Consider the following 15,228-nt stretch of genomic DNA (forward strand, 5'->3'; position numbering starts at 1 on the left):
ACAATGGATCAATTCACCCTCAACCTGATCTTCGTGGGCATCACCTTTGCGATCTATATCGGTATCGCAATCTGGGCCCGCGCCGGATCGACGGCCGAATTCTATGCGGCCGGCCAAGGCGTCAACCCCATCCTCAACGGCATGGCGACCGGCGCCGACTGGATGTCGGCGGCTTCGTTCATCTCGATGGCGGGCATCATCGCGCTGGCTCCGGCTGGCGGATATGAGCAATCGGCCTTCCTGATGGGCTGGACCGGCGGCTATGTGCTGCTGGCGCTGCTTCTGGCCCCTTACCTGCGCAAGTTCGGCAAGTTCACCGTGCCGGAATTTATCGGCGACCGCTTCTATTCGGGCGGCGCCCGACTGCTGGCGGTTATCTGCCTCATCGTCATCTCGATCACCTATGTGATCGGGCAGATGCGGGGCGTGGGCGTGACCTTCTCGCGCTTCCTCGAAGTGTCCACCGACACCGGGCTTTATATCGGCGCGGCGATCGTGTTCGCCTATGCCGTGTTCGGCGGCATGAAGGGCATCACCTATACCCAGGTGGCGCAATATGTCGTTCTGATCATCGCCTACACGGTTCCGGCGGTCTTCATCTCACTGCAACTGACCGGCTCGGCGCTGCCGCAGTTGGGCCTGATCGGCGATCACTCGGCATCGGGCGTGGCGTTCCTGACCAAGCTTGACCAGGTCGTGACCGAACTGGGCTTCAAGGCCTACACCTCGGAAAGCGCCAACATGCTGAACATGTTTTTGTTCACCATGTCGCTGATGATCGGCACCGCGGGTCTGCCGCACGTCATCATCCGCTTCTTCACCGTGCCGAAAGTGGCGGACGCCCGGTCTTCGGCCGGTTGGGCGCTGGTGTTCATCGCGCTGCTTTACACCGTGGCCCCGGCCGTGGGTTCGATGGCGCGTCTGAACCTGACCACGACGATGTGGCCTGCCTCTGCCGCCGGCAATGCGCTGGATGGCGACGCGCTGTCGTATGAGGCCCGCCCGGACTGGATGAAAACCTGGCAGGCCACCGGCCTTATGGAGTTCTCGCCCGGCTACCCGCTGACCGACAAGCCCGCTGACGTCAAGATCCGCGAAGGTGTTGTGGCGGCTCTGGGCGCCAACCCGGCTGCGGTTCTGCACATGACCGGTGCTGACGGTGTGACCAAGGAAATCCGTGCCGAGGGCGGCGACGCCGCGGCCATCGACGCGGCGATCCGCGCGGCTCTGGGCGAAGGCTTCAAGCCCCGCTTCCTTGACCGCAACGGTGACGGCCTTGTCCAGTACTACAACGACAAGTCCGAGGCGATGAAGGCAACGGCCGCCTCCAAAGGCTTTGCGGGCAACGAACTGTCCAAGGTCGACAACGACATCATGGTGCTGGCCAACCCCGAGATCGCGGCCCTTCCGGGCTGGGTGATCGCGCTGGTCGCCGCCGGTGCTCTGGCGGCCGCCCTGTCCACCGCCGCGGGTCTGCTGCTGGCCATTTCCTCGGCCATCTCGCACGACCTGATCAAAGGCTCGATCAATCCGAACATCTCGGAAAAGGGCGAACTGCTGGCGGCTCGGGTCTCGATGGGCTTTGCCATCGTGGTGGCGACCTATCTGGGCCTCAACCCTCCGGGCTTTGCGGCTCAGGTGGTGGCGCTGGCCTTCGGTCTGGCGGCTGCAACGATCTTCCCGGTTCTGATGATGGGCATCTTCTCGAAGCGCATCAACAAGCAGGGCGCCATCGTCGGCATGCTGTTCGGGCTGGTGTTCACCGCGGTCTACATCTTTGTCTACAAGGGCTGGTTCTTCATCCCCGGCACCAACATGCTTGAAGATGTGGCGGCCAACTATGTGTTCGGCATCTCGCCGCTGTCGATCGGTGCGGTTGGCGCCGTGGTCAACTTCGTGTCGGCTTATGTCGTCTCGTCGATGACCAAGGAACCCCCGCAGGAAGTGCAGGAACTGGTTGAATCGATCCGCATCCCGAAAGGTGCGGGCGCGGCGACCGGCCACTGAGGCAACAGGCGCCGGGCGGGTCTTCCGCCCGGCGCTTCCTTCTGGCGAACGTGGGCAACCGCGTGCCAACCTTGGAGACTGCGATGGACGAGACGCTTCAGACCCTTATCGGCTTTCTGGAAACCGTCCACCCCTACGACACCCTGCCCCGCGACGAGCTTTCGCAGGTGGCCCGCGCCATGATGCGCCGGGACTATGCCGCGGGCGACCTGATCTATGAAATCGACGAGCCGCTGGGCGGGATCTTCCTCATCAAGAAGGGTGGGGTCGAGGTCACCGACCGCAACGGCGCGCTGGTGTCGCTGCTGTCGGCACGCAATACATTTGGCGAACGCGGATTGATGCGTGACGGTCTGGCCGCCACCACCGCGCGCGCCAAGGAAGACAGCATCGTGCTGATGTTGCCCGTTTCCGAGTTTCGCCGCCTGATCGGTCAGTATCCAGTCTTTGATCGCTTCTTCAACCGCTCGCGGCGGCAAGACAGCCGCGGTGGCGATATTGCCATGCAAAAGGTTTCAGACCTGATCGCGCGCAAGCCGCTGTCGTGTTCGCCCGATACGCCGGTGGACGAGGCCGCGCGGATGATGCGCGATGCGCATGTCTCCTCGTTGGGTGTCACTGACCCGGCTGATGGCGGCGAACGGCTTTTGGGCATCATCACAGTGCGCGATCTGGCCAACCGTGTGCTGGCCGAGGGGCGCGACCCCGCCACCCCGGTGCGCGCCGTGATGACCGCCGATCCGATCTCGCTGCCGCTCACGGCGCTGGGGTCTGACATTTTTCACATCATGCTGGAACGCAAGATCGGGCACCTGCCGATTGTCGATCATGGCCGCTTTGCCGGGATGATCACCCAGACCGACCTGACGCGGTTTCAGGCCGTCAGTTCTGCCGTGCTGATCCGCGACATTTCGGGCGCGACCAGTATTGAAGAAATGGCCGCCGTGACCGCCCGGATCCCGCAGCTATTGGTGCAACTGGTGGGTGGCCATCTCAGCCACGAGGTCGTGACGCGGCTGATCACCGACATTGCCGATGCCGTCACAAGGCGCCTGCTGGCCATGGCCGAGGCCGAATTTGGCACGCCGCCGGTGCCCTATCTGTGGCTGGCCTGCGGCAGCCAGGGCCGTCAGGAACAGACCGGCGTTTCCGATCAGGACAACTGCCTCTTCCTTGACGATGCCGCGACCGACGATGACATGCCCTATTTTGACCATCTGGCGCGGTTCGTATCCGACGGGTTGAACGCCTGCGGCTATGTCTATTGCCCCGGCGACATGATGGCCACCGCGGCGCGATGGCGCCAGCCGGTGCGGGTGTGGCGCGAGTATTTCCGGGCCTGGACCACCACGCACAGCCCCGAATCGCAAATGCTGGCCTCGGTCATGTTCGACCTGCGCCCGATCGGCGGCACCGCGGGGCTGTATCACGACCTGCAGGCCGAAACGCTGGAGATGGCGTCACGAAACTCCATCTTCGTGGCGCATATGATCGCCAACAGCCTGAAACACACGCCGCCGCTGGGCCTGATCCGCGGCTTTGCCACGATCCGCTCGGGCGAGCATCGCAACCATATCGACATGAAGCACAACGGCGTGGTGCCGGTGGCCGATCTGGCGCGGGTCTATGCGTTGCAAGGCCGGCTGACCGACGTGAACACCCGCGCCCGCCTGCAAGGCGCCGAGGATGCGGGGGTCATTTCCGCCTCGGGCGCGCGCGACCTGATCGAGGCTTATGATCTGATCGCCACGATGCGTCTGGAAAATCAGGCGCATCTGGTGAAATCGGGCCGTGCGCCCGACAACTATCTGGCCCCGTCCGACCTGTCGGATTTCGAGCGCAGCCATCTGCGCGATGCCTTTGTCGTCGTGCGCACGATGCAATCGGCGGTCGGGCACGGCAAGGGAACATTAGGCTAAGGGGGCCGGAATGGCAGTTGATCTGATTTCGATGATTGCGGCAGGCATTCTGACGGCCTGCATCATGTTTGCGGCTGGCCATTTCTTTCGCAAGGCTCGCGGCCAGCGCCTGCCCAAATGGATGATGCCCAGTGCCGTGGGGGCAACCATGATCGTGTTTTCGATCTGGAACGAATACACATGGTTTTCGCGGCTTGAGGCGGTTTTGCCGGAATCTGTGGTGGTGCTGAACACCGCCACCTCCAGCGCGCCGTGGCGGCCGTGGACCTACGCGATCCCGATGACCGAACGTTTCATGGCAATCGACCGGAGCGCGCTGGTGCGGTCCGATGCGGCGCCCGATCTGGTGCGCGCCGAAATCCTGCTGGTGCAGCGCTGGCAACCGACCCGCGTGGTGCCGGTAGCCTACGATTGCGCGGCGGGCGCGCGCGCCGATCTGTTCGGCGGCGCCGAGCTTGCAGCCGACGGCACGCTGACCGGGGCCAGTTGGCAGCCCGTGGGCCTTGAGGACGAGACATTGCAGGCCGTCTGCAACGGAGGATGAGCCATGCCCGATCTGGGAACCAAGCGACGAGTCCTGATTGTGGAGGATGAGGACAACATCGCCCTGGCGCTCGACTACCTGATGACGCGCGAAGGCTATGACCATGACCGCATCGCCACCGGCGCAGGCGCCGTGGCCCGTATCCGCGAAACCCGCCCCGATCTGGTGCTGCTTGACATCATGCTGCCCGAGGTGTCGGGCTATGAAATCTGTCAGGACGTGCGGGCCGACCCGGCGCTGGCAACGGTCAAGATCCTGATGATGACCGCTCGCGGATCGGCGATGGAGCGGCGCAAGGGTCTGGCGATGGGGGCCGACGGTCTGATCGCCAAGCCGTTCGAGCTGAAAGAGCTCCGCTCGGAACTTCACCGCCTGCTCAACCCGGAGGCAGCGCCATGATCCACCGGCTCAGCCTTCGGTTCCGCGTCTTTCTGTTCTTTGTCGCCTTGGCGGTGGGAAATTGCGCGGCGCTGACGGTCGGGCTGTTTCTGGGCTATCAGCGGCTGGGCAACCCCGACGACCTCAACGCCTTTATCTCTGGCGGGGTGGCTGCGGGCTTTGTGATTCTGGGACTGATCACCTGGGTCTGGTATCTGTTCGACATCAACGTGGCCAAACCGATCGAGCGGCTGGCCGGCGGCATTCGCGCCCGTACCCATGCCGATGTCGCCGCCGAGATGGACCACACCCCCGCCCGCTATCTGGGCGACCTGGCCCCCGCCGCGATGGCGGCAACGCAGCATCTGTCCGATGCGCGCAATGCGCTGGCCGAGGCGGTGGCGCGTGAAACCACTCGCCTTGCCGCCGAGAAAGAGCGGCTGGAAACACTTTTGTCCGACGTGCCGGTGGGGGTGCTGCTGTGCTCGCCCGACCATCAATTGGTGTTCTACAACGGCCATGCCGTCGGGCTTCTGGGCAGCCTGGATGCTCCGGGGCTGGATCGGCGGCTGTTTGACTATCTGCATGACGCCCCGATCCTGCACGCCTATGCCCGGCTGCTGGAAACCGACGATCCCGATGCCGCGTCAGACCTGCTATGCGCCAGCACGGCCGGGTCGCGCGTGCTGGCCGCGCGGATGCGGCTGTTGACCGATCTGTCGGCCTGCGCGGGCGGGCAGGCGCGGCCCGGCTATGTGCTGACGCTGCGTGACGTGACCGCCGATCTGGCCGCCCACGCCACGCGCGAGGCGCTGATGGATGAGTTGTTTGACCGGCTGCGGCGCCCCGCGGCCAATCTTCAGGCCATGATCGGGGTGTTGTCGGAACAGCAGGTAGGCCTGACCGAACCGCTTGACCGCGCCCTGCGGACCGAAGTGACGGGGTTGACGCAGGCGATCAACGATCTGGCGCACCGCCATGATGCCGCCCGCGCCGACTGGTGGCCGCTGTCGATGACCCGCGCCACCGACCTGACGGCGGCGGTGCAGGTGCTGCTGGCGCCCGAGGACATCGCGTTGCACTGCCACACATCCGACCTGATCCTGCGTTGTGACGGGTTCGAGATCGTGGCGCTGCTGGCCGCACTTGTGACCCGCGCGGCACCGGGGCGCAGCGATTTCCGGCTGGAGATCGCCGAAGACGGCGCCGGGGCGCTGATCACGCTGGATTGGGCGGGGCCGCCGCTGCCGGTGTCGGAACTGGACCGATGGCTTGCCGCTCCGTTGCAGGTGGGCATGGCCGATGTCACCGGGCGCACGGTGCTGTCGCTGCATGCCACCGAGCTTTGGCCCGAGCCGCGCCCGCATGGCCGCGCGCGGCTGTGCCTGCCGCTGCGCGAGGCGCGGCTGGCCCATGGCCGCCCGGCGCCGATCCCGCGCGGGGTGGTCTATGATTTCGACCTGTTGTCGAAATCGCGCAACGCCGAGGTGCTGAATACCCGGTTGGAAGACCTGACCTATGTGGTCTTTGACACCGAAACCACCGGCCTGCTGCCCAGCGAGGGCGACGAGATCGTGCAGATCGCCGCGGTGCGCATCGTGAACGGGCGCCGCGTCGGCAAAGAGGTGTTTGACACGCTGGTCAACCCGCGCCGCACGATCCCGCCCGCCTCGACGCAGGTGCACGGCATTTCCGATGCGATGGTGGTGGATGCGCCCGGCATCGAAGAGGTCGGGCGACGGTTCCACAAATTCGCCGAAGGCGCGGTTCTGGTGGCCCATAACGCCCCCTTTGACATGGAGTTTCTGCGCCGCCACGAGCTGGGCATAGGCCGGGTATTCGACCACCCGATCCTTGACACGGTGCTGCTGTCGGCAGTGATCTTTGGCCAAAGCGAAAGTCACAGCCTTGATGCGCTGACCCACCGGCTGGGCATCACCATCCCCGAAGAGGCGCGCCACACCGCCATCGGCGATACCGTGGCCACGGCGGATGCTTTCCTCAAGCTGCTGCCCGTGCTCAAGGCCCGCGGCCATGTCACCTTTGGCGATGTTCTGGCCGAGGTGCGCAAGCATGGCCGCCTGCTCCGGGACTTGAACATCTAGGGGGGGCCAGGTCAAATTCGCGGCTTGTCTCGCTTGCTCAAGGGCACGGGGCGTGACAGCATCAAGGCACGCGCCCTCGCGAAGGAGTCTCCGATGCGTGCCCTTCTGACTGCGGTTTTCTGCCTGACCCTCGCCCTGCCAGCCACGGCGCAAGACGCCTCGCCCGTTCCGGAACGCAGGCTAGTGCTGACCGAGAACATGGACCTTGTCGGTGCCGATCTGGTCCAGATCTTCGACACCACGCTGGACTCGTGCGAGGCCGCCTGCCTGTCGAACCCGGCCTGCCAGGCGATCACCTTCAACGCACGCAACGGGTCATGCTTTCCCAAGTCGACGGTCACGGGGCAGGTGCCCTATCAGGGCGCCTATTCCGGGGTCGTGCAGGCGGCAGCGCCGGGGCTGATCGCGCAAGCCCGGCAGCGGGCGGGCGACCTGGCATTTCTGCAGGCCGAAGATCTGCGGCAGGCCCGCGATCAGGCCGCGGGGCTGGGGCGCGCGCATCTGACTGGCGACTGGGGCGCCGATCAACTGCTGTCGGCGGCGGCCCAGTCGCGCCGCGCGGGTGACATCGCCGGGGCTGCGCGGCTGACCGGGGCCGCGCTGAACCTGACCGATGCCGCCGATCAATGGCTGGATTATGCGCGCCTGACCCTTGCCCTTCCGGGCGATGACGAGGCGCACCGCGATCAGGCGGGCCGCGCAGTCTCGGCGGGCGTGAACGGCTATCTGCGCGCCGCCCCCGCCGCCTTGCGCGCCGAGGCGCTGCTGGTTCTGGCCGAGGCGCTGCAACGCGCCGATCGTGGCCGCGACTCGGTTCCGGCACTGCGGCTGGCGCAGTCGCTGTCAGCGCGCGACGATATCGCCGCGGCGCTGGCCGATGCTGCCGGCAAATACGGTTTCCGCATCACCGAGCATCAGGTCGAGGCCGACAGCGCCGCCCCCCGCATCTGCGCGCTTTTTTCCGAACCTCTGGCGCGCGCGGGCACCGATTACGCGCCCTTTGTCGCCCTGCCCGAACCGGGGCTGTCGGTCGAACCCGAGGGCAGCCAGTTGTGCGTCGCGGGGCTGAAACATGGCGCCCGCTATGCGCTGACCTTCCGCGCGGGCCTGCCGGCCGACACTGGCGAGGCGTTGACCCGCGATGTGACCATCACCGCCTATGTGCGCGACCGCGCGCCCGTAGTGCGCTTTCCGGGCCGCGCCTATATTCTGCCGCGCGCCGCCGACGCCGGGCTGCCAGTGGAAACCGTCAACACCAGCCAGCTTGATCTGAAACTGTTCCGCATTTCCGACCGCAACCTTGTGGCGGCGATGCGCGCCGATTATTTTGCCCGCTCGCTCGATTACTGGTCAGGCGCCGATTTCACCGGATCGCTGGCCGAAGAGGTCTGGTCCGGCACCGCCGAAGTCGGGCAAGAGCTGAACCGGGATATCACCACCCGCCTGCCGGTGCAGGAGGTGACGGGCCCGCTTGGCCCCGGCATCTATGCCTTGCAGGCCGCGCTGCCCGGTGTTGACCCCTCTGAAACGCCGCCCGCCCTGCAATGGTTTGTCGTGTCGGATCTGGGGCTGGCCACGCTGTCTGGCAGCGACGGGCTGCATGTGGTGGTGCGCGGCCTGTCAGATGCCGCCCCCCGCGCCGGGGCCGAGGTGCAGCTTGTCTCGCGTGCCAATGCGGTGCTGGGCACCGCCCGCACCGATGATCAGGGCCACGCGATGTTCGACGCCGGGCTTGCCGCAGGCCGGGGCGCGGCGGCGCCTGCGCTGGTCAGCGTGGCGATGGGCGAGGATATCGCCTTCCTGTCGCTGACAGAACCCGAGTTTGACCTGTCCGACCGCGGCGTGGCGGGGCTGCCGCCCGCGCCGCCGATCGACGTGTTCGTGGCGACCGACCGCGGCGCCTATCGCGCGGGCGAAACGATCCACGTCACCGCCTTGGCCCGTGACAGTGGCGCGCGCGCGCTGTCCGGCGTGCCGCTGACCGCTGTTCTGATCCGTCCCGACGGGGTGGAACACGCCCGCACGCTGGCCGATGCGGTCGGCGCGGGCGGGCATGTGCTGACCTTTCCGCTGGCACCTGGTGTGCCCCGCGGCACCTGGCGGCTGGATATTCTGGCCGATCCAAAGGCGCCGCCGCTGGCCTCGCAGCGGGTGCTGGTCGAAGATTTCCTGCCCGAGCGGATCGACTTTGCCCTGACCCTGCCGCAAGGCCCCTTCCCCGCCGCGGCGCTGCCCGAGCTGACGTTGGCGGCACGCTGGCTGTTCGGCGCGCCCGGCGCGGGCCTGACCGCCGAGGCCGATCTGCGGCTGTCGGCAGCCGAGTCCGTTCCCGGCTTTGAGGGCTTCCGCTTTGGCCGCCAAGATGACCCCGTCTCGCCCTGGTATGAGGGGCTGAGCGCCGGGCAGACCGATGTGACCGGCGCGCTGACCATTCCCGTTACACTGCCCGACGCGATGGCGCTGCCCAGCCCGCAGCCGCTTGCCGCGCGTGTGGCCGTGCGGCTGGCCGAAGGCTCGGGCCGCCCGGTAGAGCGGGAAATCACCCGTATCGTCCTGCCCGCCAGCCCCGCACCCGGCATCCGGCCGATGTTTCAGGGCGACACTGTGGCCGAGGGCGGGGAGGCGCGGTTTCAGATCGTGGCGCTTGGCCCCGACGGCGCGCCTGCCGCGGTGCCACTGCACTGGCGGCTGAACCGGGTCGAGACCGATTACCAATGGTATGCGATGTATGGCAATTGGACGTGGGAGCCGGTGACCCGCCGCACCCGCATAGCCGAGGGTGACCTGACCGCCACCGCAGGCCCCGCCGAAATCGCCGCGCAGGTGACCTGGGGCCGATATGAGCTGATCGTGGAAACCACGGCGGGCGACTACGCCGTGGCCTCGGTCGGGTTCGATGCGGGCTGGTATGCCCCGGCCGACACGCTTGCCAGCCCCGACCGGCTGGAGTTGTCGCTGGACAAGCCCGCCTACCGGCCCGGCGATACGGCGCGGCTGCGGCTGGTGCCTGCGGCAGATGGTGTGGCCGTGGTTTCGGTGCTGTCGAACCGGGTGATTGCGCTGAAAACGGTGGCGGTGACGGCGGGCGAAAACCTGATCGACCTGCCGGTCACCGACGATTGGGGGCCGGGTGCCTATGTCACCGCCTCGGTGCTGCGCCCGCTGGTTGCGGCAGCCGCCGATCGGGTGCCTGCGCGCGCGCTGGGGCTGGCCCATGCCGCGGTGGACCCCGGCACACGCGCGCTTGCGGCCCGTTTCGCGGTGCCCGCAAAATCCGCTCCGCGCGCGCCGCTGCCCGTGACGCTGAAGGTAGACGGCGTGGCGCCCGGTGATACCGCCTTTGCCACCATTGCTGCGGTCGATCTGGGCATCCTGAACCTGACCGGCTTTGCCGCGCCCGACCCGCAGGGCCATTACTTTGGCCAGCGGCGGCTGGGGGTGGCGCTGCGTGATGTCTATGGTCGGCTGATCGACGGGCGCACCGGCGCCGAGGGTATCATCCGATCAGGCGGCGATGGCGACCGCGGGCTGAGCATGCAGGCCCCGCCCCCGACCGAGGAACTGGTGGCCTATTTCAGCGGCCCGCTGACCATTGGTGCCGATGGCACCGCGCAGACCGAATTTCAGATGCCCGCCTTCAACGGCACCGTGCGGCTGATGGCCGTCGTCTGGTCGCAGGGCGGCGTGGGGCAGGCAAGCGCCGATGTCCTGGTGCGCGATCCGGTGGTGGTGACCGCCTCGGCGCCGCGTTTTCTGGCGCCGGGCGATCAGGCGCGGCTGATGCTGGACATCACCCATGCCTCTGGCCCCGCCGGGCGCGTGGGGCTGGACCTGACCGCCGAGGGGTTGACGCTTGGCGCCAGCCCCTCGAGCGTCGAGCTGGCGGAACTGGGCACCGCGCGGGTAACCGTGCCGCTGACCGCTGGCGCAGCAGAGGGGGTGGAAACCGTTCTGGTCCGCCTGACCACGCCCGAGGGCCGGGTGCTGGACAAGGTGCTGACCATCCCGGTGCAGCGCAACGACCCCGCGATATCGCGCCAGTCGCGCTTTGATCTGGCCGCAGGCGCCAGCTTCACCCTGGATGCCGAGGTGTTTGCCGGACTGGCCCCTGGCACCGGCACCGCCACGCTGACCTTGGGGCCGCTGGCGCGGTTCGACGCGGCGGGGCTGATGGCGGCGCTGGACAGCTACCCCTACGGCTGCACCGAACAAACGGTGTCAAAGGCGCTGCCGCTGCTGCACATGTCCGCGCTGGCCGAGCCCGAGGGCGCCCGCCCGCGCATCGCCGCTGCGGTGGCGCGGGTGCTGACCAATCAGGCCGCCAGCGGCGCCTTTGGCCTTTGGTCGCCCGAAAGCGGCGATCTGTGGCTGGATGCCTATGTGTCAGATTTCCTCAGCCGTGCACGGGCGCAGGGCCATGCGGTGCCCGACGCCGCCTTCCGCAACGCGATGGACAATTTGCGCAATCAGGTGAACTACGCCCCCGATTTCAGCGCCGACACCAACGGCGGCGGGGTTGGTCTGGCCTATGCGCTGATGGTTCTGGCGCGCGAGGGCGCGGCGGCGGCGGGCGATCTGCGCTACTACGCCGATGTGAAGGGCGACGATTTCGCAACGCCGCTGGCTGCGGCGCAACTGGGCGCGGCGCTGGCAGCTTATGGCGATCAGACGCGCGCCGATGCGATGTTTGCCCGCGCCGCGCGGCTGATGGGCAGGGCCGGCGACGAGGGCCAGATCTGGCGCGCCGACTACGGCACCGCGCTGCGCGATCAGGCAGCAGTTCTGGCGCTGGCGGCCGAAGCCGGATCGACCGCGGTGCCGCTGGAGGCGGCGGGCGCGACATTGGCCAGCCGCATCGCAGGTCAGCCCCTGTCTCCGCAAGAGGCCGCCTGGGCGCTGATGGCCGCGCAGGGCCTGATCGACCGGCCCGGCACCGAGGGGCTGACGCTGAACGGTGCGGCGCTGGCTCGCCCCACGCTTCAGGTAACCGATGCCGAGGCAGCGGCGGCACCAGGTGCGGTGGCCAACGGTTCGGGCAAGGCCACCACGCTGACGCTGACCACCACGGGCGTGCCCGAGGTGGCCGAGGCGGCCGGCGGCACCGGCTATGCCATCACCCGCCGCTACTACACGCTGGAGGGTGCGGCGATGGACCCGGCCGAGGTGGCGCAGGGCACGCGGCTGGTGACGGTGCTGGAGGTGACGCCGCAGGGCGGCGGTGCGGCGCGGCTGATGGTGGCCGACCCGCTGCCCGCAGGGTTTGAGATTGACAACCCCAACCTCTTGCGCGGTGGCGACATTGCCGCGCTGGCCTGGCTTGAGGTGACCGATGCGACCCGGATGACCGAGTTCCGGCAGGACCGCTTTCTGGCAGCGCTGGATTGGCAAAGCGACGATCCGTTCCGGCTGGCCTATCTGGTGCGCGCGGTCACGCCGGGTCGTTTCCACCACCCCGCGGCCAGCGTCGAGGATATGTATCGCCCCGGCTACCACGCCCGCACCGGGACGGGCAGCGTGAGGGTGCGCTAGGTCATGCGCGCCGCGCTGCTGTGGGGGGTGGCGCTGCTGGCGGTTCTGGCCGCGGCGCGCGACGGTGCCGATGACTGGATCGCCCGCACCGACCTGCCGCCGCTTCGGGTAGCGGTCGGCACCGAGGTTGTCGCCCGAGACGGCAGCCTGCTGCGCGCCTTCCCGGTGGCCGATGGCCGCTGGCGGCTGGCGCCCGGCCCGGTGGACCCCGCCTTTGTGGCCTTGTTGATCGCGCATGAGGATCGCCGCTTCTGGTGGCATGGCGGGGTTGACCTGCGGGCGATGGCGCGGGCCGCGGTGCAGGCGGCACGCGCGGGGCGCATCGTCTCGGGCGGGTCCACGCTGACGATGCAGGTGGCGCGGCTGCTGGAAGAGGGGCCAACGGGCACCCTGCGGGGCAAGCTGCGCCAGATCCGCGTGGCGCTGGCGCTGGAACGGCGGCTGGACAAGACCGCGATCCTCGACCTCTACCTGCGGCTGGCGCCCTATGGCGGAAATCTCGAAGGGGTGCGGGCGGCAAGCCTGGCGTGGTTCGGCAAGGAACCGCGCCGCCTGACGCCAGCCGAGGCCGCGCTGCTGGTGGCGCTGCCGCAGGCACCCGAGGCGCGCCGCCCCGACCGCGCACCGCAGGCCGCGCGCGCCGCACGAAACCGGGTTCTGGCGCGCGCGGGCCTGCCCGGCGCAGCCGAGACGGTGCCCGACCGGCGCCGCCCCTTTCCTGCGCTGGCCCCGCATCTGGCGCAGCGTCTGCACCGCGCGGACCCCTTGGCACAGCGCATCGTCACCACGATCGACCCCGCTCTGCAACGCGCCGCCGAGGCGCTGGCAGCCCGCGCGGTAGCCGGCCAGCCGGGGCAGCTGTCGGCGGCGCTGGTGGTCGCCGATCACCGCAGCGGCGAGGTTCTGGCCCATGTCGGCGCCGCACACTGGACCGATGACAGCCGCGCGGGATTTATCGACATGGCCGCAGCCCCGCGTTCGCCCGGCTCGACGCTGAAGCCCTTTGTCTATGCGCTGGCCTTTGACGACGGGCTGGCGCATCCCGAAACCCTGATCGAGGATCGCCCGGTGGCCTTTGGCACCTGGCAACCGCAGAATTTTGACCGCCGCTTTCGCGGCACCGTCAGCGCCCGCGCGGCGCTGCAAGCCTCGCTCAACATCCCCGTGGTGCGGCTGACCGAGGCTGTCGGCCCCGCCCGGCTGATGACCACGCTGGCCCGCGCGGGCGTGCAGGCCGATCTGCCGGGCGGGGCGCCGGGCCTGGCGGTCAGCCTGGGCGGCGTGGGGATCAGCCTGGAGGGATTGGTCCAGGCCTATGCCGGGTTGGCGCGGCTGGGGCAGCCGGTGCGCCTGTCACCACTGCCCGGCGGTGCCGGGCCGTTGCCGCAGCGCCTGTTCGGGGCGGTCGCGGCCTGGCAGGTGGCCGATGTGCTGGCGGGGCTGACGCCGCCCGCGGGCGCCCCGGCGGGGCGGATCGCGTGGAAGACCGGCACCAGCTACGGCCACCGGGATGCGCTGGCGTTGGGCTTTGACGGGGCACATGTGGCAGGCGTCTGGCTGGGGCGACCCGACGGCACGCCGGTGCCCGGCGCCTTTGGCGCCGATCTGGCGGCACCGATCCTGTTCGAGTTGTTCGGGCGGCTGAAAGCCACGCCCGCCCCGCTGCCACCACCGCCCGCAGCCACGCTGCTGCTGCCCAACGCCCGCCTGCCGCAGCCCCTGCAACGCTTTCGCCCGCGTGATGCAGTCTTTGCCGATAGCGCCGCGGGGGCGCCGGAACTGGCGTTCCCGCCCGACGGCGCCGAGATTGCGGCCAGCCCCGGCGGGCTGACCGTCAAGCTGCGCGGCGGCACAGCACCCTTCACCTGGCTTGCCAATGGCGCCCCGGTCGCCGTGGCGCTGCGCGGGCGCGAGGCGGTGCTGGATCTGCCCGGCGGCTTTGTCGCGCTGACGGTGATCGACGCGCAGGGCCGGTCAACCTCGGCAGCGGTGCGGATGCTGCCCTGAAACCGGTCGCGGGCGCGGCCAAAGGCGGCTAGGCTGAAATCGACATGTTCAAGGGATGCCCGGCAAATGATGGATGCGGCACTTCTTCCCCTGCAACGGCGGCTGATGGCGCCGCCCGCGCGGCTGTTGCTGGCGCGCGGCATTGGGGCCGATCAGGTCACGCTGACAGGATTTGCGCTTGGCGTTCTGGTTTTGCCAGCACTGGCCCTTGGGGCCTATGGGCTGGCGCTGGCGCTGATCGTGGCAAACCGGCTGGCAGATGGCCTGGACGGCGCGGTGGCGCGGATCGCGGGGCCTACCGACCGCGGCGCGTTTCTGGATATTGCGCTGGATTTCCTGTTCTACGCGCTGGTGCCCCTGGGCTTTGCGCTGGCCGATCCGGGGGCCAACGCGCTGCCCGCGGCGGTGCTGATCGCGGCTTTCGTGGGCACCGGGTCGTCGTTTCTGGCCTTCGCCGTGATCGCGGCCAAGCGCGGGCTGGCCGCCGCCGATTTTCCGGCGAAGGGCTTTTACTATCTGGGCGGGCTGACCGAAGGCGCCGAAACCATCGCCTTCTTCGTGCTGGCCTGCCTGTTTCCGACCGCTTTCCCGATGCTGGCCTACGGCTTTGCCGCCGCCTGCGCACTGACCACAGCGACGCGCTGGCATCAGGGCTGGCGCGCCTTTGCCTGACATGCGCCGCGCGCCATCTTGTTGCACCTGCGGGGCTTTCGCGCAGAATACCCCCAACCGATCATCT

8 protein-coding genes are annotated in these 15,228 nt (G+C 68.4%); all 8 read left to right on the plus strand.

The genetic code is table 11. The features are described from left to right. The first annotated feature begins 3 nt into the window (after positions 1–3). The 8 genes from C5F46_RS06435 (at position 4) to C5F46_RS06470 (ending at position 15,161) form a co-directional block, all read left to right on the plus strand. Positions 4–2,007, plus strand: a complete 2,004-nt coding sequence (locus tag C5F46_RS06435; RefSeq protein ID WP_107324541.1) for a sodium:solute symporter family protein — start codon at positions 4–6, stop codon at positions 2,005–2,007. A gap of 83 nt (positions 2,008–2,090) precedes the next feature. Further along, positions 2,091–3,926, plus strand: a complete 1,836-nt coding sequence (locus C5F46_RS06440) for a putative nucleotidyltransferase substrate binding domain-containing protein (protein ID WP_107324542.1) — start codon at positions 2,091–2,093, stop codon at positions 3,924–3,926. Positions 3,927–3,936: 10 nt separating this feature from the next. After that, positions 3,937–4,470 (plus strand): hypothetical protein, encoded by a 534-nt coding sequence (locus C5F46_RS06445; protein WP_107324543.1) that lies wholly within the window; start codon positions 3,937–3,939, stop codon positions 4,468–4,470. A gap of 3 nt (positions 4,471–4,473) precedes the next feature. Further along, positions 4,474–4,869 (plus strand): response regulator transcription factor, encoded by a 396-nt coding sequence (locus C5F46_RS06450; RefSeq protein WP_107324544.1) that lies wholly within the window; start codon positions 4,474–4,476, stop codon positions 4,867–4,869. Further along, positions 4,866–6,953 (plus strand): 3'-5' exonuclease, encoded by a 2,088-nt coding sequence (locus tag C5F46_RS06455; protein WP_107324545.1) that lies wholly within the window; start codon positions 4,866–4,868, stop codon positions 6,951–6,953. The genes C5F46_RS06450 and C5F46_RS06455 overlap by 4 nt, the downstream gene beginning before the upstream one ends. A gap of 93 nt (positions 6,954–7,046) precedes the next feature. Next, on the plus strand, positions 7,047–12,482 hold the full coding sequence (locus tag C5F46_RS06460; RefSeq protein ID WP_107324546.1) for an alpha-2-macroglobulin family protein: 5,436 nt from the start codon (positions 7,047–7,049) through the stop codon (positions 12,480–12,482). 3 nt (positions 12,483–12,485) lie between these two features. Further along, positions 12,486–14,489 (plus strand): penicillin-binding protein 1C, encoded by a 2,004-nt coding sequence (pbpC, locus tag C5F46_RS06465; RefSeq protein WP_107324547.1) that lies wholly within the window; start codon positions 12,486–12,488, stop codon positions 14,487–14,489. 66 nt (positions 14,490–14,555) lie between these two features. After that, complete coding sequence (locus C5F46_RS06470) at positions 14,556–15,161, plus strand: CDP-alcohol phosphatidyltransferase family protein (protein ID WP_107324548.1); 606 nt, start codon at positions 14,556–14,558, stop codon at positions 15,159–15,161. Positions 15,162–15,228 lie beyond the last annotated feature (67 nt).

This window comes from Phaeovulum veldkampii DSM 11550 (assembly GCF_003034995.1).
GTDB lineage: Bacteria > Pseudomonadota > Alphaproteobacteria > Rhodobacterales > Rhodobacteraceae > Phaeovulum > Phaeovulum veldkampii.

Excerpts from the sequence above, each read along its gene's own strand:
- C5F46_RS06450 (WP_107324544.1), top strand. The coding sequence starts at position 4,474 with ATGCCCGATCTGGGAACCAAGCGACGAGTCCTGATTGTGGAGGATGAG.
- C5F46_RS06440 (WP_107324542.1), top strand. The coding sequence starts at position 2,091 with ATGGACGAGACGCTTCAGACCCTTATCGGCTTTCTGGAAACCGTCCAC.
- C5F46_RS06435 (WP_107324541.1), top strand. The coding sequence starts at position 4 with ATGGATCAATTCACCCTCAACCTGATCTTCGTGGGCATCACCTTTGCG.
- C5F46_RS06470 (WP_107324548.1), top strand. The coding sequence starts at position 14,556 with ATGATGGATGCGGCACTTCTTCCCCTGCAACGGCGGCTGATGGCGCCG.
- C5F46_RS06455 (WP_107324545.1), top strand. The coding sequence starts at position 4,866 with ATGATCCACCGGCTCAGCCTTCGGTTCCGCGTCTTTCTGTTCTTTGTC.
- pbpC (WP_107324547.1), top strand. The coding sequence starts at position 12,486 with ATGCGCGCCGCGCTGCTGTGGGGGGTGGCGCTGCTGGCGGTTCTGGCC.
- C5F46_RS06445 (WP_107324543.1), top strand. The coding sequence starts at position 3,937 with ATGGCAGTTGATCTGATTTCGATGATTGCGGCAGGCATTCTGACGGCC.
- C5F46_RS06460 (WP_107324546.1), top strand. The coding sequence starts at position 7,047 with ATGCGTGCCCTTCTGACTGCGGTTTTCTGCCTGACCCTCGCCCTGCCA.